General features: G+C 69.8%; 29 protein-coding genes. 17 read left to right on the top strand and 12 right to left on the bottom strand.

The genetic code is table 11. The features are described from left to right. Positions 1–26 precede the first annotated feature (26 nt). Both ACFWNN_RS38745 and ACFWNN_RS38740 read left to right on the top strand, forming a co-directional pair. Complete coding sequence (locus tag ACFWNN_RS38745; protein WP_382444950.1) at positions 27–1,022, top strand: YeiH family protein; 996 nt, start codon at positions 27–29, stop codon at positions 1,020–1,022. A gap of 30 nt (positions 1,023–1,052) precedes the next feature. Then, positions 1,053–1,583, top strand: coding sequence for a cysteine dioxygenase (locus ACFWNN_RS38740; protein ID WP_382444949.1), 531 nt, complete (start codon positions 1,053–1,055; stop codon positions 1,581–1,583). Here ACFWNN_RS38740 and ACFWNN_RS38735 read toward each other — a convergent pair. Next, a complete protein-coding gene (locus ACFWNN_RS38735; RefSeq protein ID WP_382444948.1) occupies positions 1,573–2,184 on the bottom strand; it encodes a TetR/AcrR family transcriptional regulator in 612 nt (203 codons plus the stop codon). The two genes, ACFWNN_RS38740 and ACFWNN_RS38735, sit on opposite strands and share 11 nt — an antisense overlap. Before the next feature lie 38 nt (positions 2,185–2,222). Here ACFWNN_RS38735 and cysD point away from each other — a divergent pair, with 38 nt between their 5' ends. The 8 genes from cysD (at position 2,223) to ACFWNN_RS38695 (ending at position 9,031) form a co-directional block, all read left to right on the top strand. Then, positions 2,223–3,146, top strand: a complete 924-nt coding sequence (cysD, locus tag ACFWNN_RS38730; protein ID WP_382444947.1) for a sulfate adenylyltransferase subunit CysD — start codon at positions 2,223–2,225, stop codon at positions 3,144–3,146. Further along, on the top strand, positions 3,146–4,894 hold the full coding sequence (gene cysC / locus ACFWNN_RS38725; RefSeq protein WP_382444946.1) for an adenylyl-sulfate kinase: 1,749 nt from the start codon (positions 3,146–3,148) through the stop codon (positions 4,892–4,894). The genes cysD and cysC overlap by 1 nt, the downstream gene beginning before the upstream one ends. A gap of 59 nt (positions 4,895–4,953) precedes the next feature. Then, positions 4,954–6,009, top strand: a complete 1,056-nt coding sequence (locus ACFWNN_RS38720) for a hypothetical protein (protein WP_382444945.1) — start codon at positions 4,954–4,956, stop codon at positions 6,007–6,009. Then, positions 6,006–7,154 (top strand): sulfotransferase, encoded by a 1,149-nt coding sequence (locus ACFWNN_RS38715; RefSeq protein ID WP_382444944.1) that lies wholly within the window; start codon positions 6,006–6,008, stop codon positions 7,152–7,154. The genes ACFWNN_RS38720 and ACFWNN_RS38715 overlap by 4 nt, the downstream gene beginning before the upstream one ends. Next, on the top strand, positions 7,154–7,933 hold the full coding sequence (locus ACFWNN_RS38710) for an SDR family oxidoreductase (RefSeq protein ID WP_382444943.1): 780 nt from the start codon (positions 7,154–7,156) through the stop codon (positions 7,931–7,933). Before ACFWNN_RS38715 ends, ACFWNN_RS38710 begins: the two co-directional genes overlap by 1 nt. After that, positions 7,930–8,382: an SRPBCC family protein gene (locus ACFWNN_RS38705; RefSeq protein WP_382444942.1), complete on the top strand. Its 453-nt coding sequence runs from the start codon at positions 7,930–7,932 to the stop codon at positions 8,380–8,382. The genes ACFWNN_RS38710 and ACFWNN_RS38705 overlap by 4 nt, the downstream gene beginning before the upstream one ends. A gap of 80 nt (positions 8,383–8,462) precedes the next feature. After that, entirely contained in the window at positions 8,463–8,747 is a 285-nt protein-coding gene (locus ACFWNN_RS38700) for a hypothetical protein (RefSeq protein WP_382444941.1), read from the top strand. Then, positions 8,744–9,031, top strand: coding sequence for a hypothetical protein (locus ACFWNN_RS38695; protein WP_382444940.1), 288 nt, complete (start codon positions 8,744–8,746; stop codon positions 9,029–9,031). Before ACFWNN_RS38700 ends, ACFWNN_RS38695 begins: the two co-directional genes overlap by 4 nt. On the opposite strand, the gene ACFWNN_RS38690 is transcribed toward ACFWNN_RS38695, so the two are convergent. Then, positions 9,032–9,670 (bottom strand): TetR family transcriptional regulator, encoded by a 639-nt coding sequence (locus ACFWNN_RS38690; protein ID WP_382444939.1) that lies wholly within the window; start codon positions 9,668–9,670, stop codon positions 9,032–9,034. 69 nt (positions 9,671–9,739) lie between these two features. On the opposite strand from ACFWNN_RS38690, the gene ACFWNN_RS38685 reads away from it, so the two are divergent. After that, complete coding sequence (locus tag ACFWNN_RS38685) at positions 9,740–10,948, top strand: cytochrome P450 (RefSeq protein WP_382444938.1); 1,209 nt, start codon at positions 9,740–9,742, stop codon at positions 10,946–10,948. Positions 10,949–10,950: 2 nt separating this feature from the next. After that, positions 10,951–11,145, top strand: a complete 195-nt coding sequence (locus ACFWNN_RS38680; RefSeq protein ID WP_382444937.1) for a ferredoxin — start codon at positions 10,951–10,953, stop codon at positions 11,143–11,145. Between the two features lie 145 nt (positions 11,146–11,290). Here the strand turns inward: ACFWNN_RS38680 and ACFWNN_RS38675 are convergent, their stop codons facing one another. Continuing rightward, on the bottom strand, positions 11,291–12,901 hold the full coding sequence (locus ACFWNN_RS38675) for a serine/threonine-protein kinase (protein WP_382444936.1): 1,611 nt from the start codon (positions 12,899–12,901) through the stop codon (positions 11,291–11,293). Positions 12,902–12,994: 93 nt separating this feature from the next. On the opposite strand from ACFWNN_RS38675, the gene ACFWNN_RS38670 reads away from it, so the two are divergent. Together ACFWNN_RS38670 and ACFWNN_RS38665 are read left to right on the top strand one after the other, a co-directional pair. Further along, positions 12,995–14,467, top strand: coding sequence for a tannase/feruloyl esterase family alpha/beta hydrolase (locus ACFWNN_RS38670; protein WP_382444935.1), 1,473 nt, complete (start codon positions 12,995–12,997; stop codon positions 14,465–14,467). A 67-nt stretch (positions 14,468–14,534) separates the two neighbouring features. Continuing rightward, positions 14,535–15,512 (top strand): NADPH:quinone reductase, encoded by a 978-nt coding sequence (locus ACFWNN_RS38665; protein ID WP_382444934.1) that lies wholly within the window; start codon positions 14,535–14,537, stop codon positions 15,510–15,512. Between the two features lie 332 nt (positions 15,513–15,844). On the opposite strand, the gene ACFWNN_RS38660 is transcribed toward ACFWNN_RS38665, so the two are convergent. The 3 genes from ACFWNN_RS38660 to ACFWNN_RS38650 are packed head-to-tail and all read right to left on the bottom strand — an operon-like array spanning position 15,845 to position 18,031. Further along, complete coding sequence (locus ACFWNN_RS38660; protein WP_382444933.1) at positions 15,845–16,687, bottom strand: alpha/beta hydrolase family protein; 843 nt, start codon at positions 16,685–16,687, stop codon at positions 15,845–15,847. Between the two features lie 14 nt (positions 16,688–16,701). Further along, positions 16,702–16,911 carry a hypothetical protein gene (locus ACFWNN_RS38655; RefSeq protein WP_382444932.1) on the bottom strand — a complete coding sequence of 70 codons (210 nt, stop codon included), beginning with the start codon at positions 16,909–16,911 and terminating at the stop codon, positions 16,702–16,704. A gap of 10 nt (positions 16,912–16,921) precedes the next feature. Then, positions 16,922–18,031 carry an NAD(P)-dependent alcohol dehydrogenase gene (locus tag ACFWNN_RS38650; protein ID WP_382444931.1) on the bottom strand — a complete coding sequence of 370 codons (1,110 nt, stop codon included), beginning with the start codon at positions 18,029–18,031 and terminating at the stop codon, positions 16,922–16,924. 117 nt (positions 18,032–18,148) lie between these two features. Between ACFWNN_RS38650 and ACFWNN_RS38645 the strand changes: the two genes are divergently transcribed. Together ACFWNN_RS38645 and ACFWNN_RS38640 are read left to right on the top strand one after the other, a co-directional pair. Then, positions 18,149–18,766 (top strand): isochorismatase family protein, encoded by a 618-nt coding sequence (locus tag ACFWNN_RS38645; protein WP_382444930.1) that lies wholly within the window; start codon positions 18,149–18,151, stop codon positions 18,764–18,766. A gap of 34 nt (positions 18,767–18,800) precedes the next feature. Next, positions 18,801–19,337, top strand: coding sequence for a YceI family protein (locus ACFWNN_RS38640; protein WP_382444929.1), 537 nt, complete (start codon positions 18,801–18,803; stop codon positions 19,335–19,337). Positions 19,338–19,390: 53 nt separating this feature from the next. Here ACFWNN_RS38640 and ACFWNN_RS38635 read toward each other — a convergent pair whose 3' ends face one another. The 3 genes from ACFWNN_RS38635 to ACFWNN_RS38625 are packed head-to-tail and all read right to left on the bottom strand — an operon-like array spanning position 19,391 to position 21,577. Continuing rightward, complete coding sequence (locus ACFWNN_RS38635; protein WP_382444928.1) at positions 19,391–20,278, bottom strand: LLM class flavin-dependent oxidoreductase; 888 nt, start codon at positions 20,276–20,278, stop codon at positions 19,391–19,393. A gap of 26 nt (positions 20,279–20,304) precedes the next feature. Continuing rightward, a complete protein-coding gene (locus ACFWNN_RS38630; RefSeq protein ID WP_382444927.1) occupies positions 20,305–20,595 on the bottom strand; it encodes an antibiotic biosynthesis monooxygenase family protein in 291 nt (96 codons plus the stop codon). Between the two features lie 13 nt (positions 20,596–20,608). Further along, positions 20,609–21,577, bottom strand: a complete 969-nt coding sequence (locus ACFWNN_RS38625) for a hypothetical protein (RefSeq protein ID WP_382444926.1) — start codon at positions 21,575–21,577, stop codon at positions 20,609–20,611. 156 nt (positions 21,578–21,733) lie between these two features. Here ACFWNN_RS38625 and ACFWNN_RS38620 point away from each other — a divergent pair, with 156 nt between their 5' ends. Further along, positions 21,734–22,441: an alpha/beta fold hydrolase gene (locus ACFWNN_RS38620; RefSeq protein WP_382444925.1), complete on the top strand. Its 708-nt coding sequence runs from the start codon at positions 21,734–21,736 to the stop codon at positions 22,439–22,441. Positions 22,442–22,463: 22 nt separating this feature from the next. Here the strand turns inward: ACFWNN_RS38620 and ACFWNN_RS38615 are convergent, their stop codons facing one another. The 3 genes from ACFWNN_RS38615 to ACFWNN_RS38605 are packed head-to-tail and all read right to left on the bottom strand — an operon-like array spanning position 22,464 to position 24,040. Continuing rightward, positions 22,464–22,934 carry a MarR family winged helix-turn-helix transcriptional regulator gene (locus ACFWNN_RS38615; RefSeq protein WP_382444924.1) on the bottom strand — a complete coding sequence of 157 codons (471 nt, stop codon included), beginning with the start codon at positions 22,932–22,934 and terminating at the stop codon, positions 22,464–22,466. A gap of 9 nt (positions 22,935–22,943) precedes the next feature. Then, positions 22,944–23,564: a hypothetical protein gene (locus ACFWNN_RS38610; RefSeq protein ID WP_382444923.1), complete on the bottom strand. Its 621-nt coding sequence runs from the start codon at positions 23,562–23,564 to the stop codon at positions 22,944–22,946. A 17-nt stretch (positions 23,565–23,581) separates the two neighbouring features. Beyond that, positions 23,582–24,040, bottom strand: coding sequence for an SRPBCC family protein (locus ACFWNN_RS38605; protein ID WP_382444922.1), 459 nt, complete (start codon positions 24,038–24,040; stop codon positions 23,582–23,584). Positions 24,041–24,052 lie beyond the last annotated feature (12 nt).

Raw genomic sequence — 24,052 nt, 5'->3', positions numbered from 1 at the left:
AGCTCGCGCTGGTCATGGTTGTCAGCATGGGCATCGCCAGGACGACTCCGCGCACCGCCGACTCCGTCCTGCCCGGGTTGTCCCTGGTCGCGGCCGGTGTCGCGATCGCGATGACGGTGTCGTGGCTGCAACCGTCGATCAGCGCGTTGACGATCGCGGTGCTGCTGGGCGCGATCGTGGCGAACGTCGTGACGCTGCCCGCGTCGATGTCGCCCGGGATCAAGCTGGCCGGACGGCGGCTGCTGCGGCTCGGCGTGGTGCTGCTCGGGTTGAAGCTGGTGTTCCAGGACGTGCTGAAGCTCGGCTACGAGATCCTGCTGCTCGCCGCGGTCGCCGTGGTGGTGACGTTCGTGGTCACGCGCTGGCTCGGGCGGCTGCTCGGCGTCGGTGAGGGGCTCTCACTGCTGATCGCGACGGGCTTCTCGATCTGCGGCGCGTCGGCCGTGGCGGCGATGAACTCCGTGCGGCAGCAGGACGAGGAGGACGTGGCGAAGGCGCTCGGCCTGGTCACGTTGTTCGGCACGGTGGCGATGTTCGCGCTGCCCGCGTTGTTCCCGCTGACCGGCCTCACACCCGCGCAGTACGGCGTGTGGGCGGGCGGCAGCGTGCACGAGGTGGCGCAGGTCGTGGCCGCCGCCGGACCGGTGACCGGCGCGCTGGCGATCGCCGTCGCGGTGAAGCTGACGCGGGTCGTGCTGCTCGCGCCGATGCTCGCCGCCGTGAGCTTCGCCGAACGCCTCAAGTACCCGGCGTCGGGTCAGCGGCCGCCGATCGTGCCGCTCTTCGTGGTCGGGTTCCTGGTGATGGCGGGCGTGCGGGCGACCGGGCTGCTGCCCGAGGTGGTGCTGTCCGCGGCGACGTTCGTGGACACCGTGCTGCTCGCGGCGGGCATGTTCGCGCTCGGCACGGCGGTGAAGCTGCGTTCCCTCATGCGTTCCGGCCCGGCGGTGCTGCTGCTGGGCCTGCTCTCCACCACGGTGATCGTCGTGCTCGTGCTGACCGGCACGGTGCTGATCGGCTGATCGCCCCGTTCCTCAGAGGAGGACCCGCTCATGACGCACAGCCTGCTCTCCCCCACGGCCACGCTTCTGGTGGGTTCGCTCCGGGCCGCGATCACGCGCGGCGGTTCCCAGGAGGCCGTCGCGGCACGGGTCGCGCGGACCCTGGAAGGTCATCTCACCGACCCGTTCCTGCTCAGCGCGACGCAGCGCGAGCCTGATCCTTCCGCTTACCGGCAGCACGTGCTGCACGTCGAACCGGACGGGTCGTTCTCCGTCGTCGCGCTGGTGTGGTTGCCGGGTCAGGAGACCTGCATCCACGACCACGTCTCGTGGTGCGTCGTCGGGACGTACGTCGGTGAGGAGGAGGAGACGACGTACCGGTTGCGCGGGAATCGGCTGGTTCCGTTGCGCGTCAACAAGACTCCCGAAGGGGTGGCCGCGTACCTGGTGCCGCCGGGCGACATCCACAAGGTGTGCAACAACTCCAGCTCGGTGGCGATCTCGATCCACGTCTACGGGGCCGACGTGAGCGTGCTGGGGACGAGCATCCGGCGGCGGTACGACCAGCCCGTCAGCGGGTGATTCCCCGTTCTATCGCCTGAGTCGCGAACTCGATGAGGTGCGCCGGCTTCACGCGGTTGATGCGGGCGCCCTGGAGCAGCAGGTCGTCCGCCAGGCCGATCAGCGAGTCCCAGACCCAGTGCGGGAGCGCGGGATCGTCGACCAGCTCCCGGCCGGTCGCCTCGGCGGTCTCGGCCAGGGTCTTCGCGAGGGCCTTGAGCGTCTTGCGGTAGTCCTGCGCGGAGTTCGTGACCTCCTTGCCCCTGCGGCCGCCGGAGAGCACCTTCGCCTCCCACTGCGCCGCCGACCGGCCGAACCGGCGCCACAGGTCGGTGATCTGCGGCTCGATCTCCTTGAGCACGCCCGCGACGCCCAGGCTTCGGTCGACACTCGCGAGGGTGGCTTGGAGCTCCTCCAAGCGGCGTTCCATCAGGGCCGCGAAGACGTCCTCCTTGCCGGAGAAGTACTGGTAGACGGTGCCGGAGCTGACGCCCGCGCCGACCGCGATCGCGCGCATGGTCAGGCCCGCGTAGCCCTGTTCCTCGACGATCAGCTCGGCCGACGCCAGGATGTCGCGCCGCCTGCCTTCCGCATCGCCCCAGGCCGTTTGCTCGGTGCTCACGGTTGCGCAGCTTACTTTGAACAACGTTCAGAAGCATATTGAACGTTGTTCGTTTTGCTCCTACCCTCGGTGACGTGGACCACCTCGACCGGCTCGAAGCCGACAGCGTCGACATCTTCCGCGAGGCCGTCGCGGAGTCCGAACGACCGGTGCTGCTCTACTCGATCGGCAAGGACAGCTCGGTGCTGCTCCACCTGGCGCGCAAGGCGTTCTACCCGTCGCCGGTGCCGTTCCCGCTGCTGCACGTCGACACCACGTGGAAGTTCCGCGAGATGATCGAGTTCCGGGACGCGACCGCGAAAGCGCTGGGACTGCGGCTGATCGTGCACCGCAACCCGGACTGCGTGGCGGCGGGCATCAACCCGTTCGACCACGGCTCGGCCCGGCACACCGACCTGTGGAAGACCCAGGGCCTGCGCCAGGCGCTGGACGAGCACCGGTTCGACGTGGCGTTCGGCGGCGCCCGGCGCGACGAGGAGGCCTCGCGCGCCAAGGAGAGGGTCTTCTCGTTCCGCACCGCGCAGCACCAGTGGGACCCGCGCCACCAACGCCCCGAGCTGTGGCGGCTCTACAACACGCGGGTCGCGCCCGGCGAGAGCATCCGGGTGTTCCCGCTGTCGAACTGGACCGAGCTCGACGTGTGGCGCTACGTCGAACGCGAGCGGATACCCGTGGTGCCGCTGTACTTCGCAGCCGTCAGGCCGGTGGTGGACCGCGACGGCGCGCTGATCATGGTCGACGACGACCGGATGCCGTTGGACGAGGAACCGCGGGAGGAGCTCGTCCGGTTCCGCACCCTCGGGTGCTACCCGCTGACGGGCGCGGTGCGCAGCGAGGCGCGGACGGTCGCGGAGATCGTCGAGGAGATGCGGGCCGCGACGACGTCGGAGCGGCAGGGACGGGTGATCGACCACGACCAGAGCGGCTCGATGGAGCGCAAGAAGCGGGAGGGGTACTTCTGATGGAGCTTCTGCGGTTCATCACGTGCGGCAGCGTGGACGACGGCAAGAGCACGCTGATCGGGCGGCTGCTGTACGAGTCGAAACTGCTCTACGCCGATCACCTGGCGGCACTGGAGGCGGACTCCCGCCGGGTCGGGACGCGCGGCGGCGACCTGGACTTCGCCCTGCTGGTCGACGGGCTGGCGGCCGAGCGCGAGCAGGGCATCACGATCGACGTCGCCTACCGGTTCTTCGCGACCGAGGCGCGGCGGTTCATCGTGGCCGACACACCGGGGCACGAGCAGTACACGCGGAACATGGTGACCGGGGCTTCCACGGCCGATGCCGCCGTCCTGCTGCTGGACGCGCGCAAGGGCGTGCTGGAGCAGACGCGACGGCATGCGCGGATCGTGTCGTTGCTGGGGATCCGGCACGTGGTGGTGGCGGTGAACAAGCTCGATCTGCTCGGGTACTCACAGGAGGCGTTCGAGAACGTCCGGGCCGAGTTCCCTGAGACCACCTGCATCCCGATGTCGGCGACCGAGGGTGTGAACGTCGTCGGTCGCAGCGAGCTGACGCCCTGGTACGACGGCCCCACTCTGCTGCAGTGGCTGGAAACGGCGGATCCGCAGCGGAGGCGGACCACCTCGTCCCGGTTCCTCGTGCAGTGGGCGAACCGGCCGAACGCCGAGTTCCGAGGCTTGTCAGGACGGGTGCTGGGCGGGGTGCTGACCCGCGGTGAGACGGTTCGCCTTGCCCACCGGACCACGAGCGTCGCGCGGATCGTCACGATGGACGGCGACCTGGAGGAGGCGCCGACCGGGTCGTCGGTGACCGTGGTGCTGGCGGACGACGTCGACGCGAGCCGCGGCGACGTGCTGGGCGCGGCGGACGACCCGCCTCGCGTCGCCGACGCCTTCGAGGCCCACCTCGTGTGGATGGACGAGACGCCGCTCCTGCCCGGCCGCCAGTACCTGGCCAAGATCGGCGCGCGCACCGTCGGGTGCACCGCCACGAAGCCGTTGCAGCTCAACGAGATCGGCGTCGACACCGTGCACTTCGACGCGCCGGTGCCGTTCGAGACGTACGCGGACAACCGCGACCTCGGGTCGTTCATCGTGCTCGACCGACTGTCCAACGCGACGGTCGGCGCCGGGATGATCCTCCGCCCGGTGAGCCCGTCCAACCTGCGCTGGCAGACGCTGACCGTCGACAAGCAGGCACGGGTCGCGCGCAACGGGCACCGGCCGTGCGTGGTGTGGCTGACCGGGCTGTCCGGGGCGGGGAAGTCGACGATCGCGGACCTGGTCGAGAGGGCGCTGCACGCGGAGGGCCGGCACACGTTCCTGCTCGACGGTGACAACGTGCGGCACGGGCTCAACTCCGACCTCGGGTTCACCGACGCCGACCGGGTCGAGAACATCCGGCGGATCGCCGAGGTGGCCGCGCTGATGGTCGACGCAGGGCTGATCGTGCTGGTGTCGTTCATCTCGCCGTTCCGCGCGGAACGGGCGCTGGCGCGCGACCTGGTCGGCGAGCAAGAGTTCTGCGAGGTCTTCGTGGACACACCGCTGGAGGTCGCGGAGCAGCGCGACCCGAAAGGCTTGTACCGCAAGGCGCGCCGGGGTGAGCTGGCGAACTTCACCGGCATCGACTCGCCCTACGAGCCGCCTCTCGAACCCGAGGTACGGCTCGACACGACAGCGCTCGCACCGCACGAGGCGGCGGAGGTCGTGCTGGCCAGGCTTCGTGCGCTCGGCGTCTGTTGAACGTTGTCCAGAATCGTGTAGCTTCAGCTAGAACACGTTCTAAATTCGGGAGGCTCGCGGTGCCGGATCAGGCGTGGTCGCAGTTCTGCCGGGCGTTGGAGAAGGCCGGTGAGGTGGTGTTGTCCGAGCCCGCGCCGGACACCCCGCTCGACCGGGCGGAGGGCTACCGGTACCTCTCCCGGCTGACGCGGGAGATGCTGTACTCCTGCCTGGACAACGCCGATCCCGACTTCCCGCGGTTCCACGAGCTCGACCTGGTGAAGATCGGCGCGGACAACCCGGACAACGTGTACCTGTCGGCCAACATCCGCGGCGACCGCGAGTACCGGATCACCGGAACGCGCGGCACGATCGCGTACTTCAGCATCGGGTCGAAGGCCAACAGGTACGCCAAGGACGGCACGATGGCGTCGACCGGCGAGCTGTCCGACGCCGACCTCGAGATCGCACCGGACGGCGCCGTGGAGATCATCGCGAGCGCGACCGAGCACGACGGGAACTGGTTGCCGCTCGCCCCCGACTCCACCGGGCTCGTGGTGCGCCAGACGTACCTGGACCGCGGCTCCGAGGTGCCCGGTCAGTGGCACATCGAGCAGATCGGCGGGCCGTCGCAGCCTGCTGAGCTCACGCCCGAGTTCCTCGCGAAGGCGTTGCAGCGGGCGGCCTTGTCGGTGCACGGCACCGCGGCGACGTTCGCGCACTGGACGCGCACGTTCATGAAGCGCCCCAACGAACTGCCCGACTTCGGCCAGGAGATGTTCCAGCGGGCCGGGGGCGATCCGGAGATCTTCTACCTGCACGGCTACTGGACGCTCGGACCGGGCGAGGCGTGGGTGATCGAGACCGACGTGCCGGACTGCCCGTACTGGAACTTCCAGCTCGGCAACTGGTGGATGGAGTCGCTCGACCACCGCCGTGCCATCACGCTCAACAAGCACACGGCGTCGTTGACCGGCGGACGGCTGATGATCGTGGTGGCCGCGTCGGATCCCGGTGTCGGCAACTGGATCGACACCTGCGGCCACACGTCCGGCACCGCGTTGCTGCGCTGGCTCGGCGCGACCGAGCACCCGATCCCGAAGTGCCGCGTGGTCCCCTTGGAGGAAGTCCAATGACGGTCACCACCGAGTTGAACGTGCCGGAGCTCCTCGACCGCGCCTGCGCCAAGACGGGGCTCGCGAACTTCGGCGACGACTGGTTCCGCGAACCGCTCGACGTGCTGGTCGCGAGCCTGAACGACGAGGCCTCGTTGTCGCCGTTGGGGTTCGAGCTGACCAGGCACCGGCTGACGGCGTTGCTCGCGGACCGGCTGCGATTGCGCGCACTCCAACGCGCCCACCCCGAGGTGCTCGACGTCGAGGTGCGGGTGGCGGCCGAGATCTGCGGGCTGCCACGCACCGGGTCGACGTTGCTGCACCGGCTGCTGGCCGCCTCGCCGCAGGTGACGTCGACGCTGTCGTGGGAGGTCGCCTACCCGCTGCCGTTCCCCGGCGAGAGCCCGGACGCCGAGCAGCGCAAACGCCGTGCGCAGGAACGGATGCAGGTCTTCGCGCAGCTCTCCCCCGACTTCGGCGACCTGCACACCGTCGTCTGGGACGGGCCGGAGGAGGACGTGCTCCTGCTGGACCGGACGTTCGTGTCGATGAGCTTCGACTCGTTCTACTGGGTGCCGACCTACGGCGACTGGCTGCGGTCCGCCGACCAGCGCCCGGCGTACCGCGAGCTGCGCGAGTGGTTGCAGGTGCTCCAATGGCAGCAGGCCGATCGGTCGGTGCCGTGGGTGCTGAAGTCGCCGCACCACCTGACCGCCGTCGACACCGTGCTGGACGAGTTCCCGGACTGCAAGATCGTGATGACGCACCGGTCACCGGTCAACGCCGTGCCGTCGTACGCGTCGATGGTGCGCGCGATGTCCTCGCAGTACAGCGAGAACGTCGATCCGGTCCACATCGGACGGTACTGGTCGGACCGGTTCTCCCGGACGTTGCGCGGCTTCGCCTCCGCCCGGTCCGCGCGGCCCGACCGGTTCGTGGACGTGCGGTTCGCCGACACCGTCAGCAAACCGCTCGACGTGGCCCGCGAGGTGTTGTCCGCGCTGGGCCTGCCTCCCGGTCCGGCCGACGACGCCGCGTTCGAGGCCTACCTGGCGCGCAACCGCACCGAGCGGCACGGCTCGCACTCCTACTCCCCCGCGGACTTCGGGCTGTCCGAGGACCAGCTCCGCGCCGACTTCGCCTTCTACTCGGAGGTCTACCTGTGATGCTGCAAGACGAGGTCGTGGTGATCACCGGCGTCGGCCCCGGCCTGGGCTCGAAGCTCGCCGTCCGCGCCGCCGCCGAGGGCGCCAAGGTCGTGATGGCGGCCCGCTCCGCCGACGTGATGACGCAGGTGTCGAAGGAGGTCGCGGCGGCCGGTGGCGAGGCCGTCGGCGTGCAGTGCGACGTCCGCCGCCCGGACGAGGTGGCGCGGCTGGTGGAGACGGCCGTCGACCGGTTCGGCACGATCACGGGGCTGGTGAACTCGGCGTTCGGGCACCCCGGCTGGTTCGACCTGCTGGACACGCCCGAGAAGGCCGTCCGGCGCTCGATGGACATCATCCTGTTCGGCGCGCTGAACGTGACGCGCGAGGTCGTGCCGCACATGAAGGCCGCCGGGCGGGGCTCGATCGTCAACGTCGGCACGATGACCACCCGCAAGCCGATGCGCGGCGAGGGCGGCTACGCCGTGGCGAAGGCCGCGATGGCGACCGCGACCCAGTTCCTCGCGCTGGAGCTCGGCGAGCACGGCATCCGCGCCAACCAGGCCGTGATGGGCTGGCTGGACGGGCCGGGCGTGCGCTTCTACCTGAAGTTCACCGCCGAGGCGCGCGGGATCACCGAGCAGGACGTCTACGACGAGATCGCCGCCCGCAACCCGCTGGGCCACATCCCGACGGACGACGCGTGCGCCGGCGCGGTGCTGTTCCTGTTGTCGCGCCTCGCTTCCGAGGTGACCGGCGCGGTGCTGGACGTCAACGGCGGGGAGTACATGCCGGCATGAGCCACCTCATCGAGTCCGTGGTCGTGGAGATCCCCGCGCCCGCCGCTGTCGTGTGGTCCGTGCTGCTCGACTACCCGCACTATCCACAGTGGAATCCCTACACCCTCGCCGTGTCCACCACACTGGAGGTCGGCTCGCCGATCGACCTGACGCTGCCCCGACCGGACGGCGGCCCCGGGACGTTCGTGAGCCGCGAGTTCATCCGGGTGGTGGAACCGCCGACGTTGCTGCGGTACGACACCGGTGACACCTTTCCCGGGCTGCTGGGCGTGCGGGACCAGGTGATCACCCCGCTCGGTGCCGACCGGTGCAGCTATCGGACGTTCGAGACGTTCACCGGCAAGTACGCGGACGCCATCTTCGCCGCGCAGGGGGCGTACGTGAAGAACGGCTTCGACTCGGTCGCGCACGCGCTGGTGGCCCGGGTGGAGGCGCTGAGCATCAGGTGAGTAGTTGTACCGATGCCCGTTCAGGTTGGTAGCGGCACTCTCGACTTGTGAACGACACCAAGAGTCACTTAGGGGCGGGAGTGGCAGGCTTCGCCACCACTCTCGGGCTGTTGTTGCTCACCTTTCTCGCCATGCAGAACGACGCGCTGGAGTCGCTCGGGTGGCAGGGCGGCCAGTACGCCTACGCGTTCGTCTGGATCGCGCTCGGTTCGGTGGTAGCCGGGGTCGTGCTGAAGGTGCGGTCGCCCGCACCGTGGCGGGCGGTCGGCACGGGGTTGATCATCGGCGGCACGTTCGGCGTGGTGCTGCTGATCGCGTTCTTCATCCTGGTCGCGTACGCCCTGTCGAACCTGTCGGTGCCGTGAGCGCCCGCGTCGCCGCGGCGAGCGGGTTCGCCGTCGTCGCGTTGTTGCTCGCGCTGTCCGTGGCGAGCCTGGTGACCGCCGCTCTGCCGGCGAACTGGGCGGGCATCGAACTCGCCGCCTTCTTCTTCATCGCGCTCGGTGCGGCGCTCGCGGGTCCGCTGATCAGGACCGGCGCCACCGGGTCGTGGCGGGCGGCGGCCAACGGCATGATCCTCGCCGGTGTCTTCGGCCTGGTGCTCTGGGCGACGCTGGTGACGACGATCTTCCTGTTCCTCGGGGACTAGCTACAGCATCTGCGAAAGTCCTCGCAGTGCGGCGGCGATCTGCTCGCGATGCCCCTCCAGGGTCGCCCTGGTCACCCCGTCCGCCGCGGCCCTCGCGACGTCGTCGGTCGCGACCTTGAGCACCGCGCTCATCGCGGCGGCCTGAACCCGCACCTCGATGGCGTCCCTGCCAAGCCCTGCGCGTCCCGCGAGCACGTCCGCCAGCGCGTCCTCGGCCCGTTCGCGCAGCATCAGGTACGCGGCACGCAACGCGCGTTCGTTCTGGGTCAGCCGCACGACGGCGAGCACGGCCTCGATGTCCTCGTCGGAGGCCGCGTCGAGCAACGGCGTGTAGGCCTCGCGCAGGTGGTCGATCAGTTCGAGCTCGCGCGGCCAGGCCCGCACCACGGTGCAGAACGCGTCGACCATCTTGGTGAGCAACGGTTCGACGCACGCCTCCTTCTGCGGGAAGTAGCGCCAGAACGTGCGCTCGGAGACCCCCGCGGCCTGCGCGATCTGCTCCCCCGACGTGGCCGCGACACCTCGTTCGGCGAACAGCCGCACCGCATGCCGGGAGATGTCCAGCCGCTGACGCTGACGTTGCTCGTCGCTCACCGGCGGCCGGCCCCGGCGCGGCTTTTGCGTCACAACGTCCGTCATCGGGCGATTCAACCACACGGCCGAGCACATTTATTGGCAGCATCTGCCATTAAGCGCTACGGTCGGTGCATGAGCATTGACGCAGAGCGCTTGCAGCTGCCGCTGGCCAGGCCGAACGTCCTCGATCTCGCCCCGCTCTACGAGGTGCTGCGACGGGAGGCGCCGATCGCGCCCGTGACCACCCCGGCGGGCGACCCCGCGTGGCTCGTGACCCGGTACGAGGAGGTCAAGCTCCTGCTGGGCGACAAGCGCTTCGGCCGTTCCCACCCGGAACCGGAGAAGGCGTCGCGCATCTCGACCTCGGCCGTGCAGGACGGCCCGACCGGCGAGTACGCGACCGAGGAGGCCGACCACACGCGCATGCGGCGCCTGCTCACGCCCGCGTTCTCGGCCAAGCGCATGCGGATGCTGGGCGAGAACATGGAACGGCTCGTCGACGCGTGCCTCGACACGTTGATCGCGGAGCACGCCGAGACCGGCGTGGTCGACCTGCACCGCGGGCTCGCGTTCCCGTTGCCCGTGGCCATGATCTGCGGCCTGCTCGGCGTGCCGGAGGAGGACAACGAGCTGTTCGCGTCGCTGTCCGAACGCATGGCCAGCACCGAGATCGGCGAGGAGGCCCACAAGGCGCGGGAGGAGTTCTTCCGCTACATGGTCGGGCTCGTCGAGGGCAAGCGCGGGCAACTCGGCGAGGACGTGATCTCCGACCTCGTGCGCGCGCAGGCCGAGGACTCGTCGTTCGACTACGTGCAGATGGTGCGGCTGTGCGTCGGCCTGCTGTTCGCGGGCCACGAGACCACGGTCAACCGCATCGGCCTCGGCGTGCTGTTCCTGCTCACCGACCGCTCCCGCTGGGACGCCCTGGTCGCCGACCCGGACGGCCGCGTCGACGCCGTCGTCGAGGAGGTCATGCGCCTCGGCGCCCCCGGTGACCTCGGATTGTTGCGGTACGCCAAGGAGGACGTGGACATCGCGGGTGTCACGATCCGCGCCGGTGACGCGCTGGTGCTCTCCACCAACGCGGCGAACCGGGACGTGACCGTGTACTCCGACGCCGAGGAGTTCAACCCCGACCGTCCGGAGAGGACACACCTCGGCTTCGGCCACGGCGCGCACTTCTGCATCGGCGCCTCGCTGGCCCGCACGGAGCTGCGCGTGGTGTTCCGCGCGCTGGCCCTGCGCCTGCCCCAGATGCGTCTCGCCAAGGAACTCGACCAGCTGCAGGTCCGCGCGACGCTCACCGGTGGCGTCGCCGAGCTGCCCGTGACCTGGAGGTAGCCGTGAAGGTAGTGGTGGACCAGGGCAAGTGCGTCGGAGCGGGCCAGTGCGTGCTGGCTGCGGACGACGTGTTCGACCAGCGCGACGACGACGGTCTCGTCGACCTGCTGGACGCGAGCCCGCCGGCCGAACGGCTCGCGGACGTGCGGCACGCGGCGGCGGTGTGCCCGGCGTCGGCGATCGCGGTCGAGGACTAGCGCGGCGACAGTCGTGGGGGGGCCGGGGGGGGGGGGGGGCCGGGGGGGGGCGCGGGCGTTCGCTGCTTCGGGGCCCCACTGTGGGGCGGCCGGGGGGGGGGCGGCCGGACCGCCCCCCACGGGCCCTCACGGGCACGAACCCTCGTCAGTCCTTCATGAGCGGCTCGACCAGCTTCGACCCGTCCGCCTTGCCGACGAAGCAGTAGATGAGCCGGTCGGAGCTGCGGTAGCCGTTCTCCGTCTTGACCTTCCAGGCCTCGGCGGTCGGGATGATCACCCAGTACCGCAGCGTCTTCTCCTTGTCCTGCCCGGTCACCTCGTCGGACAGGAACGTCTTCGTGCACCCGGTGCCGCCGACCTTCGTCAGCTCCTCGACGCCGGGGTACGGGACGTCCTTCTCGATCTCGGTGTTGGCGAGCACGGTGTCGAGCAGCTCGGTCTCGTGCTCGGCGTAGCAGCCGACGCGGTCCTTCATCTCGATCTTGCGGACGTCCTTGGCCGGCGTCCAGGTGAGGCACGCGTCGGGGAACGACATCAGCGAGTCGTGCTTCAGGTCGCCGTCGGGACCGAGGGTCAGCACGGGCTGCATGGCGGCGGTGCTGGCGGGTCCCGGCGCGATGCCGCCGAGGCCGATGTTGTCGATCATCGGCTTGAACACGGTGAAGTACAACAGGACTATCGCGCCGACGAGGAACAGCGGCACGAGCGTCGCCGACAGGAACAACCCGACCGACCGCTTGCGGCGCGGCGGCACCCCGACGGACGGCGCGGGCGCGAACTGCCCGATCACCACCGGCCCGGACGTGGGCGGCGGCCCGTAGGCCGGCAGCGGACCTGAGCCGCTTCCGTTCAGCCGCGCCGGGTCCACGCCCAGCGTCGGCCCCGCCATCGTGGGCCTGCCGTCGGCCACCGGCCCGGTGAACGCGGGTGGCACGGTCGGGTGGAGCTCCGCCATCACGAGTGCGCGCTCGATCAGCCGGTGCGCCTGCACGACCCCGAGACGGCGGCTCGGGTCGGGTTCCATCAAGCCGGTGATCAGCTCGCCGAGCGGACCGGTCACGCGCGGCACCGGCCGTTCGCTCATCACCGCGATGATCGTCGCCGAGGTGGTGGCCCGGTCGAACGCGCCACGCCCCTCCACGGCGAAGAACAGCGTGGCTCCGAGCGCCCACAGGTCCCAGCCCGGCGAGGCCTCGCCGCCCGCGAGCCGTTCCGGCGACATGTAGGCGGGCGACCCGATCAACGTGCCGGTGGCCGTCAGCCGTGGATCGTCGACGGACTGGGCGATGCCGAAGTCGGTGAGCTTCGCGGTCCCCTTCCCGGGCACCATCACGTTGCCCGGCTTGACGTCCCGGTGCACGACACCCGACTCGTGCGCCGCCTCCAGGGCCGCCAGCAACTGCCCGGCCAGCGCCGCGGCGGCCCGCGTGGTGAGCGGCCCGGACGTCTCGACCAGCGACTCCAGCGTCGGAGCGTTGATCAGCTCCATCACGATGTACGTCTGGTCGTCCTCGGAGATGAGGTCGTACACGGTGACCACGGCGGGATCCCGCAACTGGCTCGCGATGCGCGCCTCGCGCAACACGCGTTCCCGGTAGACCGCACGCTCCTGCGCCGGCACGTTGCCGGGCAGCAGCAGCTCCTTCACGGCGACGTCCCGGCCGAGCACGGTGTCCTTGCCGAGCCACACGGCCCCCATGCCACCGCGCCCCAGCTCGCGGACCAGCCGGTAGCGTCTGTTGCCCACCTCGCGCATGCGCGGCAGTCTTTCACCCGTCCCAGTGACGTACACCGGCACCGTCACCTGACGGGCGCGACCACCGGGCGCCCGCTCCTAGCGTCGCGCACCGTGAGACGACTGACGAAGCTGTTGGCCACAACGCTGCTCCTGACCGGCCTGACCCCACTGGCGCCGGCCTCGGCGGCCGCCCAGAACTGCGCACCGGTGGCCGTCACCGCCCCGGCGGGCGCGAAGATCGAGTCCGTGGACGCCGTGAGCCACCCCTCGCACTGCGAGATCACCGTGACGCTCACGCACACCGACGACCACGTGAAGGTCACCATCGGCCTCCCCCAGGCCTGGTCCGGCCGCCTTCAGGGCGTGGGCGGCAGCGCCTACGCGGCAGGCGACACCGGCGCCCCGTTCGCGAAGGCCCTCCAGGACGGCTACGCGGCCGTCACCACCGACGCCGGCGTCCTCGACGGCCTGAACGCGAGCTGGGCCTCGAAGAACGGCCGGCTCAACCAGACCCTCCTGACGAACTTCGCCACCCGCTCCGTCCACGAGGCGGCGGTGCTCGCCAAGCAGGTGGTCCGCAAGCACTACCAGCGCGCGGTCACCTACTCCTACTGGAACGGTTGCTCGACCGGCGGCCGCCAGGGCTACGCCGAGGCCCAGAACCACCCCGGCGACTACGACGGCGTCCTCGCCGTCGCCCCCGCCGTGAACTGGTCCCAGTTCGCCGTGGCCACCCTCTGGCCGCAAACCGTGCAGGCCAACGACAAGCACGTCATCGGCAACTGCGTCCTCAACGCCTTCCGCGAAGCGGCGATCGACGCGTGCGACGCGTCCGACGGCGTCACGAACCGCATCATCGACCGCCCGGACCGCTGCAGCTACGACCCGCGTCAGCTGGTCGGCAAGAAGATCCTCTGCGACGGCACCGAGATCACTGTCTCCCAGGCCGACGCCGACGTGATGCGCAAGATCTGGGACGGCCCGACCGACGAACGAGGCCGCAACCTCTGGCCGGGCCTGCCGAAGGGCGCCGACCCGGTCTGGCTGGCGGGCACCATCCCGGGCTTCCCCGGCCCCGGCTTCCCGGTGGCGTCCCTCTGGGTCCAGAACTTCCTGCTGAAGCAACCGAACTTCGACACCTCCGCCCTCACCTACGACCGGTACCGCGACCTCTTCCGCCAGTCGGTCCGCGAGTTCGACAGCTCGATCGGCACCGCGAACCCGGACCTGACCGCGTTCCGCCGCGAGGGCGGCAAGCTGATCACCTGGGTGGGCACCAGCGACCAGCTCATCCCGCCGGGCGGCCTGCTGAAGTACCGCGAGCAGGTGGAACGCCGAATGGGCAACGTCAACAACTTCTACCGCCTCTTCACCGCCCCCGGCGTGGACCACTGCCTGGGCGGCAACGGCCCTCAGCCCACCGACCCGCTGAAGTCCCTGGTCGACTGGGTGGAAAACGGCAAGGCCCCCGCCACCCTCCCCGCCACCACCGCGGACACCAGCCGCGACCTCTGCGCGTACCCCCGAACCTCGCGCTACCTCCACGGCGACCCGAAGCAGAACTCCAGCTACCGCTGCCTCTAGAAACTAGTCAGGATTAGTGACTATCAACTAAAGTTACTACATCCGACCGGTCACGAGGGAGTCCGAGATGCGCGCCGCCTACTACAAGAAGCAGGGCCCCGCCCACGAGGTGTTCCAGGTGGGCGAGGTCCCCACACCACAACCAGGCCCCGACGAGGTCAGGGTGAAGGTCGCCATCTCGGGCGTGCACGTGGGCGACGTGGGCAAACGCCGCGGCTACTGGGGCTCCACGATGACGTACCCGAGAGTCATCCCCCACGGTGACGGCGCAGGCACCATCGACGCGGTCGGCTCCACCGTGGATCCCTCCCGCATCGGCGAACGGGTCTGGGTCTACCTCGCCCAGTCCTACCGCCCGTTCGGCACGGCGGCGGACCACGTGGTGGTCCCCGCCACCCACGCCGTCCACCTCTCGGACGACGTGGACCTGGAACAGGCCGCGATCGTCGGCATCCCCGGCATCACAGGCCACCGAGCGGTCTTCGCCGGCGGCCCGGTGACAGGCAAGACCGTCCTGATCACCGGCCCGCTGGGCGGAGTGGGCAGAGCGGCCCTGGCCGTGGCCCGCCGAGGCGGCGCCACGGTCATCGCCACCGTCCGCCACTCCTCCCAGATCGACGAAGTCCAAGCAGCAGGCGCCCACCACGTCGTCTCCCTGGACTCTGGCGACCCCATCGCCCAGATCAAGGCCATCGCCCCGGACGGCGTGGACCGCATCGCCGAGATCGACCTGGCGGGCAACGCCACCTTCGACGTGGAAATCCTCAAGTACAACGGCGTGATCGCCACCTACGCCACCAGCGACCCGGAAGCCCCGCTCCCGTACTGGCTGCTGGCCTTCAAGAACATCACCGTCCAGTACCTGAGCAACGACGACTTCCCGGAAGAGGCCAACGACCAGGCGGCCCAGGACCTGACCGCCGCCCTGGCCGCAGGCGACCTCCACTACCCGATCGCAGAACGCTTCACCCTCGACCACACCGCAGACGCCCAGGACGCAGCCGAACACACGGGCGCAGCAGGCCGAGTGATCATCGTTCTCTGACACACAAAGCCAAACGCACGACCGACCACACCGCGAAGCCGAAGGCGAGCCCGAACCTCCGGGCTCATCACGGCAACCGGTAATGAGGTGACGTGCCCGCCCAACTCAGCCACGCACAAACGAGATTGGGGCTTGACTTTGGGTGCGAGGTGCTACCTTCGCGGATCGGCCGGGCGCTTTTCAGCCCGGCTTTTAACGGCCGACCAGCACCTCGCAAGGGCCCCGAAGTCAAGCCCCAATCTCTATCGTCGCGCAGCGGCGATGACTTGACCACGCTCGTCCGCAGTTGTCTTTGCACCAAACGCAACCACCGCACAAAGGCGACAGAACCGTCAGGAAAGCTTGTCAGCCAACCACTTCCGAGCCACGGTCCAGGCATGCCCATCGGGTTCGATCACACTGAAGTGATCCCCACCAGGCGAATCCACGAACTCCGCCAACACATGCCGCACCGCATAAGCCCGGCTGAACTCGGCGGGGATGACCTCATCCGCAGACCCGTGAATCGCCAGCACCGGCACCCCGCCATCCCCCATCTCCACCGGCGAAGCCAACGCGTACAACGAAGGCCCTTCAACAGCAGACACCCCCATCAGGAACCGAGTCATCCCCTCTCCCACTCCAGCCGCGACAACAGGCCAGAAGTCAGGCCCGGAAGGCCCAGGCGCCCCACGAGGCGGCTCCCCGCTCAGATCAGCGAGCTCAGTCCCCAACCGAGCCCCATCAGCAGCAACCAGATCCAACACGCCGGCGATCGACACAACCCCGACCAACGGCATAGAAGGCGAAGCCCCGACAACCCCACCAGGCAACGCGGCACGATGCGCAATCCAGGTAGCCAAATGCCCACCGGCGGAATGCCCCACCACCGCCACCCGAGACAAATCCAGCGGAGCATCCAACTCACCCACCAAATCCACCGCAGACGCGACATCGGTGAAGGTCCCAGGCCACCCGGCCCCGGCCTCCCCCATCCGCCGGTACTCGACACTCCACACCGCGTACCCGGACCCCACCAGATCCGAGATCAACGGCTGCACCGCGGTGTCGTCCCACATGGCGGTCCACCACCCGCCATGCACCATCACCACGACGGGGAACGGCCCGTCCCCCACCGGCAGGTGCAGGTACCCGAACTGCGACGGCTCGGCACCATAAGCGATCTTGCGAAACATGAGACAAGTCCTTTTCACGCAGGGATGTGCGAACGGAAGTGCGTGGCGATGCGCGCGAGCGACTCCCGGGCCTCCGGCACGAACGCCCCGAAGTGCTGCCAGATGTGCGGCGTCCCTTCGGTGACCGCCAGGCGAGCGTCCACACCGGACACCCGAGCGCGCTTGGGATCACTGGCCGCCGTGCTCGCCGGCAGGTCGTGCGCCGTGCGGAGATCCTCGTTCATCGCTTCTCTCTCAGGGAATGACCACGGGCTTGACGACGCGGCCTGACTTCATCGCCTCGGCCGCCTTCTCCACGTCCGCCAGGGCGAACGTCTCCACCAGCTCTCCGACCGGCATCCGGCCGTCCGCCACCATCTCGGCGAGCATCGGCAGGAACAGCGGCGGGTTGCTCTCCCCCTCCACCACGCCGAGAACGCGCTTGCTGTCGTTCACGAGGTCGGCGACGTCGACCGGGGCGGTCACGCCGAACGGGGGCACGCCGACGATCGCCGCCGCGCCGCCGATGCGCAGACTCTTCAACGCCTGCACGAAAACCGCGGGAACACCACTGCTCTCGACGACGTAGCCGGGGCCGCCGCCGGTCAGGTCCTTCAGCGCCGCAACGGGATCCGTGAGGCGGGCGTTGATCACCTCGGTCGCGCCCAGCTTGCGGGCGAGGTCGAGGCGCGAGTCGTGCACGTCGATCACGACGATCTCGGACAACGGCAGCAGCGCGGCCGCCATCACCGCGGACAGACCGACCACGCCTGCGCCGAAGACGGCGATCTTGCCGCCGGCAGCGGGCTTCAGCACGTTCAGCACCGCGCCCGCTCCGGTCTGGATGCCGCAGCCGAGCGGCGCGAGCACCTCGCCCGGCAGGTCTGCGGCCACGTCCGGCACCGCGACTGTGTTGCGCACGGTCGACAGCGCGTGCCCGGCGAACGACGACTGACCGAAGAAGCCGCCGTGCAGGCGCTGACCGTCGAGCGTCAGGTTCTCCGGCCCGTTGGTGAAGTTGCGCGGCAGGAACTCCGCGCACTGCGACGGCACCCCGGCCAGGCAGGCCTGGCAGGCACCGCACGAGTCGAACGTCATGATGACCCGCTGGCCGGGCCGCACCGAGGTGACGCCCGGACCCACGCGCTCGACCACGCCCGCGCCCTCGTGGCCGACGACGCCGGGCAACGGGAACGGGAAGTCGCCGTCGCGCGCCGCCAGGTCCGCGTGGCACATGCCGGTGGCCTCGACGCGGACGAGCACCTCGCCCGGTCCCGGCTCGTCCAGCTCGACGTCCCGCAGGACGAAGTCCGCTCCGGCGGAGGACACGACGGCCGCTGCTGTGCGCTGTCCCACTTCACTCACCCCATTGCCCCTCAGGCACTTGCTCGTGGCGCTGCTCTTGCCCACCACAATAAGTCATGTATCGTGATAGTCAAGCTTAGTGACTATCCAAGTCCATGACCACAAGGGGAGAACACCATGAACGCGTTCCTCGAGCGGCTCACCTCCGAGAACGCCGCGGTCCTGCTGGTCGACCACCAGGTCGGCCTGTTCACGGGCGTCCGGGACATCACCGTGAACGAGCTCAAGCACAACGTCGTGGGGCTCGCGAAGGCCGCGCGGGCGCTGGGCGTGCCGGTGATCCACACCACGACGGCCGCGGACAGCATGTGGGGCCCGTCGATTCCCGAACTGCTCGCGGTTCTGCCGGAATCGCAGGAGATCCACGACCGCTTCACCGTCAACGCCTGGCACGACGAACGAGTGCGCGCCGCCGTGGCGGCGACCGGCGCCACCAAGCTGGTCATCGCGGGCATCAGCCTCGAGGTCTGCGCGGCGTTCCCGGCGATGGCGGCGCTCGCCGACGGCTACCAGACCTACGTCGCCGTGGACGCCTCCGGCACCTTCTCCGCCACCAAGCGCGAGGCCGGCATCGCCCGCATGCAGCAGGCCGGCGTCATCGTCAGCGACTACGCCACGTTGATGGTCGAGATCCTCGGCGACAACGCCCGCGAGGTCGCCGGCGAGGTGTACGGCGCGCTCGACATGGACTTCGGCACCCTGCTCGGCCAGGTCGTCGCGTCCTACCAGAAGTAGTCCCGCACAAACCTCGCAGACAAAGGAACCCATGATGGACATCACCTTCCCGGCCGGCAGCTACGTCATCGACGCCGCCCACTCCTCTGTCACCTTCTCCACCCGCTTCGTCGCCGGCCGGGTGCGGGGCACCTTCGACGACATCTCCGGAACCGTCGAGATCGCCGAGGATCCGGAGAAGTCCACCGTCACCGCGCGGATCGGCACGCAGTCGCTGCACACGGGCATCGCGCCGAGGGACGCGCACCTGAGCTCCGCCGACTACTTCGACGTCGAGAACCACCCGAGCGCGTCGTTCACGTCGACCGAGCTGATCGCGGACGGCGAGCGCTTCGCGTTGCACGGCGACCTGACGTTCCGCGGTGTGACCCGACCTGTGGAGTTCGATCTCTACCCGCTGGGCTCGGGCACCGACCACTTCGGCTCGTTCCGGGTCGCGTTCCACGCCACCGCAAGGGTTTCCCGCAAGGCGTTCGGCGTGAACGGGAACGCTTCCCTGCCCGGTGGCCCCCTGCTGATCGGCGACGCCACCGACGTGACGCTGGAGATCCAGGCCGTTCCCGCCGCCTGATCGAAGCCAGAACCAAGCCGGGCGCCCGCAAGGCGCCCGGCTTTCTCGGTGCTTCAGTCCAGCCGGACGCGCACGACCGGCGCGACCTCTTCACCGAACCGGTGAGCCTGGTCCGCGGCATCGCCCTCCGGCCACAGCACGAACCCGGTGAACGACTGCAGCGCGAGCTTGGTCAGCACGTCCGCCCAGCCCTGCGCGTCCGTCCGGATGGGCGCCGACCCCTGCAGGTCGACCGGCCCGGGAGTGTCCGTGATCGTGCCGACGAGCTGCGCGATCCGGCGCACCGACCCCGGCTCGCGACCGGCCTCCACAGCGGCCCGGTCGATCAAAGCGTTGCTCTCGGACCACTTCTCGTACGGCAGGTACGACGGAATCGGCGCCGCCCAGCCGTCCGCGACCCGCCCGGTGAGCGCGAGACTGCGCGGCCCCTGCGCACCGACCCAGATCTCCACGCCGCCGGGAGCGGGTGGCTGGGACGTCAGCCGCGAGACCGAGTACCAGTCGCCCTGCGCCGTCACGTGCTGACGCGGCTGCCACAGCGCGCGCATCAGCTCGATCGCTTCCGCCTGCGCCGCAAGGGCTTCCCCTGGACTGCGGCGCGGCACGCCGAGCTTGGTGATCGCGTCCCAGTACCCGCCGGCGCCGAGGCCGAGGTGGAACCGGCCACCCGACAGGCGGCTCAGCGCGCTCGCCTGGCGGGCGAGCATCGGCGCCGGCCGCAGCGGGAGGTTCGCGACGTCGGGGAAGAACGAGATCTTCCTGGTGTGGGCGATGAAATCGCCGATGAGCGCGAACGCGTCGAGGTAGTCCGCCACGTACGGGTGGTCCTGGACGCCGACGAGGTCGAGCCCCGCCCGTTCGGCCGCCGCGACGACCGCCCGGTTCTCGTCGATGTCGACGGTCGGCGCGACCGAGACGCCGAAGCTGAGTGCCTGCACCACAACTGTCTCCTTCGCAAAGACGTCCCCTACTCGGAGAGCACGCCTTCCTCAGCGCTGACAAGGGAGTCGATCGCGTCGAAGAACGCCTTGATGCCCGGAAGGTTCGGACCCTTCCTGCTGGACGCGGCGTAGTCCTCCGAGGAGCGCCATTCGACGATGTCGAGCCATTCGTCGTTCGGCAGCCGCACCAGCCGGGCGCCGAGGAACCCCTCACGGTCGGCCTCGAAGTCGGCGATCATCCCCGGACGGGCGGCGAGCAGCGCCTCGGTGTTCTCCGGCGCCACGCGGAAGCGGGTCAGTTCCACTGAAGTAGTCATAGATTTATGATAGTCAAGATCTTTGACTAAAACCAGGGATCGACCGCCACCCGATCGTGCCGATGAACACCGTGATGGCGGCCAGCAGCACACCGGTCTCCCAGCGCCACCCCGCCGGCTGGGTGATGGCCAGCCACTGCTCCGTGAGCGAGACCGCGGCGGCCAGCGGGAAGGTGAACGACCAGAAGCCCATCGAGAACTTCAGCCTGCGGTAGCGGGGAAGCATGCCGATCTGCATCAGCAGCAGGACCACGCCGATGCCGGCGATCGAGTCCGCGACGGGGTCGACCACGTGCCCGTTCAACGTGAACCAGGCGAGCCCGCCGACGGCCGGCGGCGCGAGCAGGATCATCGCGGTGGGCGCCAGCGCGTCCGGCAGCGGGGCGCGGAACGAGTGCCGCTGCACCGCGAGCCCCGTCATCACGACGCCGAAGAACGTGCCGGTGGCGAACAGTCCCCAGGCAAGGCCGGTGTTGCCCATCTTCGCGGCCACGTCGGCGCCGATGAGTCCGGGCGCGACGGTCGGCAGCAGGTACCCGGAGTGCAGCGCCTCGTGCTCCAGGCCGCCCTCGAACCACCGGCCGAACACGACGACCACCAGCGCCGCCGATCCCGCCAGCGCCAGCAGGTAGAGCGCCCACCCGGCCGTGTGCGAGTACGTGTGGAGCTGTGCGGCCAGCAGCATCGCGGTGACCGGGGCGAGCGACGCGACCGGCCCCTGGGCGGGGTGCCGGATCTGGTCGATCAGCCGTTCCTCTCCTCTGGCACCGCGGACGAGGTGGGCGACGATCAGCCACACCCACGCGATCGCCGCGACCGCGTAGAACACCTGCGACACCGCGGTCGGCAGGCCCAGCGCGGGGGTCGCCGACCTCCACGCGCCGGCGAGACCCGCGAGGCCGAAGCCGATGGCGAACGTGGTGAGCGGGATTCTCGTCACCGGCCGCGCCGGGGCGCCGGGCTCGACGAGCGTGCTGGTCATGTCGTCCTCCGTGGACAGTCCGTTCCGATGGGGAGAACGTTCCTCCGCCGGGCGGTGTCCGTGCGTCTGTCAAATGACCGTCGTCAGCAAGACCGTCGCGCGGACCGTCGGACGACAGTCATGTGACGGGCACTGTCCGCGTCCGCCGGAACCACGATGGAGAGCATGAAACCCACCATCGTTCTGGTACACGGGGCTTTCGCCGAGTCCGGCGGCTGGGGTCCCGTCGCGGACCGCCTGCGGGCCGAGGGACACCACGTCGTCGCGGCGGCCAACCCCTTGCGCTCGGTCGCGTTCGACGCCGCCCAGGTCCGGGCGCTCGTCGACTCGATCGAAGGACCCGTCGTCCTGGTCGGCCACTCGTACGGCGGCATGGTCATCAGCAAGGCCGGGGCCGGCGCGGAGAACGTGACGGCACTCGTCTTCGTGGCCGCGTTCGCACCCGAGGCCGGGGAGAGCGGCGCGAGCCTGTCCGGGAAGTTCCCCGGCAGCACGCTCGGGGAGACGTTGCGGACGGTCGACCTGCCCGACGGCAACCAGGACGCCTACGTGGCGCAGGAGTTGTACCACCGGCAGTTCGTCGCGGACGTGCCCGAGGAGCAGGCCCGGCTGATGGCGATCACGCAGCGGCCGATCACGATCGCCGCGCTGAACGAGGAAGCTGAGGGCCCGCAGGCGTGGCGCGGGCTGCCGAGCTGGTTCGTGATCGCCGAGGCGGACCGGAACATCCCGCCGGCGGCCGTGCACTTCATGGCGGAACGCGCGGGCGCGGAGGTCGTCAGCGTCGAGGGCGCCTCGCACGCGGTGTTCGCGTCGCGGCCGGACCTCGTGGCCGACGTGATCCTGCGCGCGGCGAACGCCTGACCACACCGAGCCGAACGGCCGGTCAGTCCTGTGTGGACCGACCGGCCAGGCGCTGGTGCTCGGTGATGTCGACGAGCATCCGCTTGAAGCGGGTGTACTCGCCCTTGCCGACGCGTTCGGCGTGCCGTTCCTGCATCGTGGCCATGATGTGGTCCGCCGCCTGCATCTGCGCGAGGCCGCGGCCGGTCGGGCAGATCAGCTTCGCCCTGCGGTCGCTCGGGTCGGGCCTGCGTTCGACGTAGCCGAGCGTCTCGAGCTCGTCGATCAGCGTGCCGATGATCTGCTTGTGCTGACCCGACAGGTGCGCGAGGTCGGTCGCGCGCACCCCGTCCGGGTCCAGGTAGGCGAGCACCGCGCCGTGGCGGTGCTTCAGGTCGCCGAACCCCAGCTCGGCGAGGGTCTTGAACAGTTCGCGCTGCACGGCGAACAGCAGGCGGCCCGACAGGACCCCCAGATCGGGGTTCGAGGCGTTGCGTTCCGCGCGGGTGACCATCCGGCCACCCTAGCGGCGGACGAGGTCGCGCCCGAGGACCTCCCGCAGATGCACCTCGACGAACACGCGCAGGTACGGGTCCTTCGCCATCTCGCCGAACGCCGCCACGAGCTCCTGGTCGACCTCGTCGGTGAGGTTCACGATCCTCCACAGGTTGAGCGGGTCGGCCTCGGTGCCGCCGACGGAGTGCTCGACGTGGAAGATCGGCTGGCCGGTGCCCGCGGTGAACACGCGGCCGTCCGGCGCCTCGAACCGCTCGTCGCCCACGAAGAAGGCGCGGCGGCGCTCGTGGTCGAGCCGCACGTGCTCGATGATCCGCGCGGTCCTCGTGCGGTCGGCCCAGAGCCGCTGCTCGGACACCCGCGTGAACTCCTCGACCTGGCCGTGCCAGACGCTCGGGAACTTCTCGGCACCCGGCAGGACCACGGTCGGGATGAAGACGTCCGGCGCCTTCGCCTTGCGGACCTCCATGTCCCACAGTTGGGTGCCCGTGTACTCGAACGGCGGGGTGGCCCGGTAGCGCTCGCGCAGCACCTGGTTGACCCGCACGTGCGGCAGGTCGGCGGTCGTGGCGCCCGGTTTCGCCCAGGCCTGCTCGAAAACGGCCTCGTGGTCGAGCGTGGTGATCATGACGAACTCCCAACTAGTCATTCATCGTGATAGTCACGATACCTGACTATATCGAGCGAGGCCAGCCACTCCTTCGTCTGGTCGAGTCGCTCGGCCGCGCGCAGGGTCGCGGACGGGCCTCTGGCGGCCTCCTCGAACACCACGCGGGTGCCGCCGGCGTCGGGGAGCAGCAGCCACGACTGGTAGAAGCTCAGGCCGTCGCTCACCGCGATCCAGCCGAACCGCTCCGGGCGGTCGAGCTCGCCGACGATGCCGTCGAGCGTGTTCAGGGCCGTGGCCACGACGAACCCGCTGCCGACGGAGAGCTCACCGTCGATCTGGACCTCGGCGGTCCCGCGCTGCCACTTCGGCCACTCCCCCACCGCCGTGAGGTGGTCGAAGAGGGCCTCCGGGGCCGCCGCGACGAGCCGCTCGCAGCTCACGAAGCTGTCGCACTGCTCCGGCCCCCAGCCGGGCGGCCAATGGACTTCAGTCATGCCCCTCAGCGT

This window comes from Lentzea sp. NPDC058450 (genome assembly GCF_042721395.1).
Classification (GTDB): domain Bacteria; phylum Actinomycetota; class Actinomycetes; order Mycobacteriales; family Pseudonocardiaceae; genus Lentzea.
Note: the sequence above shows the minus strand (reverse complement) of the source record. Positions and strands in the feature narration are given on the sequence as shown.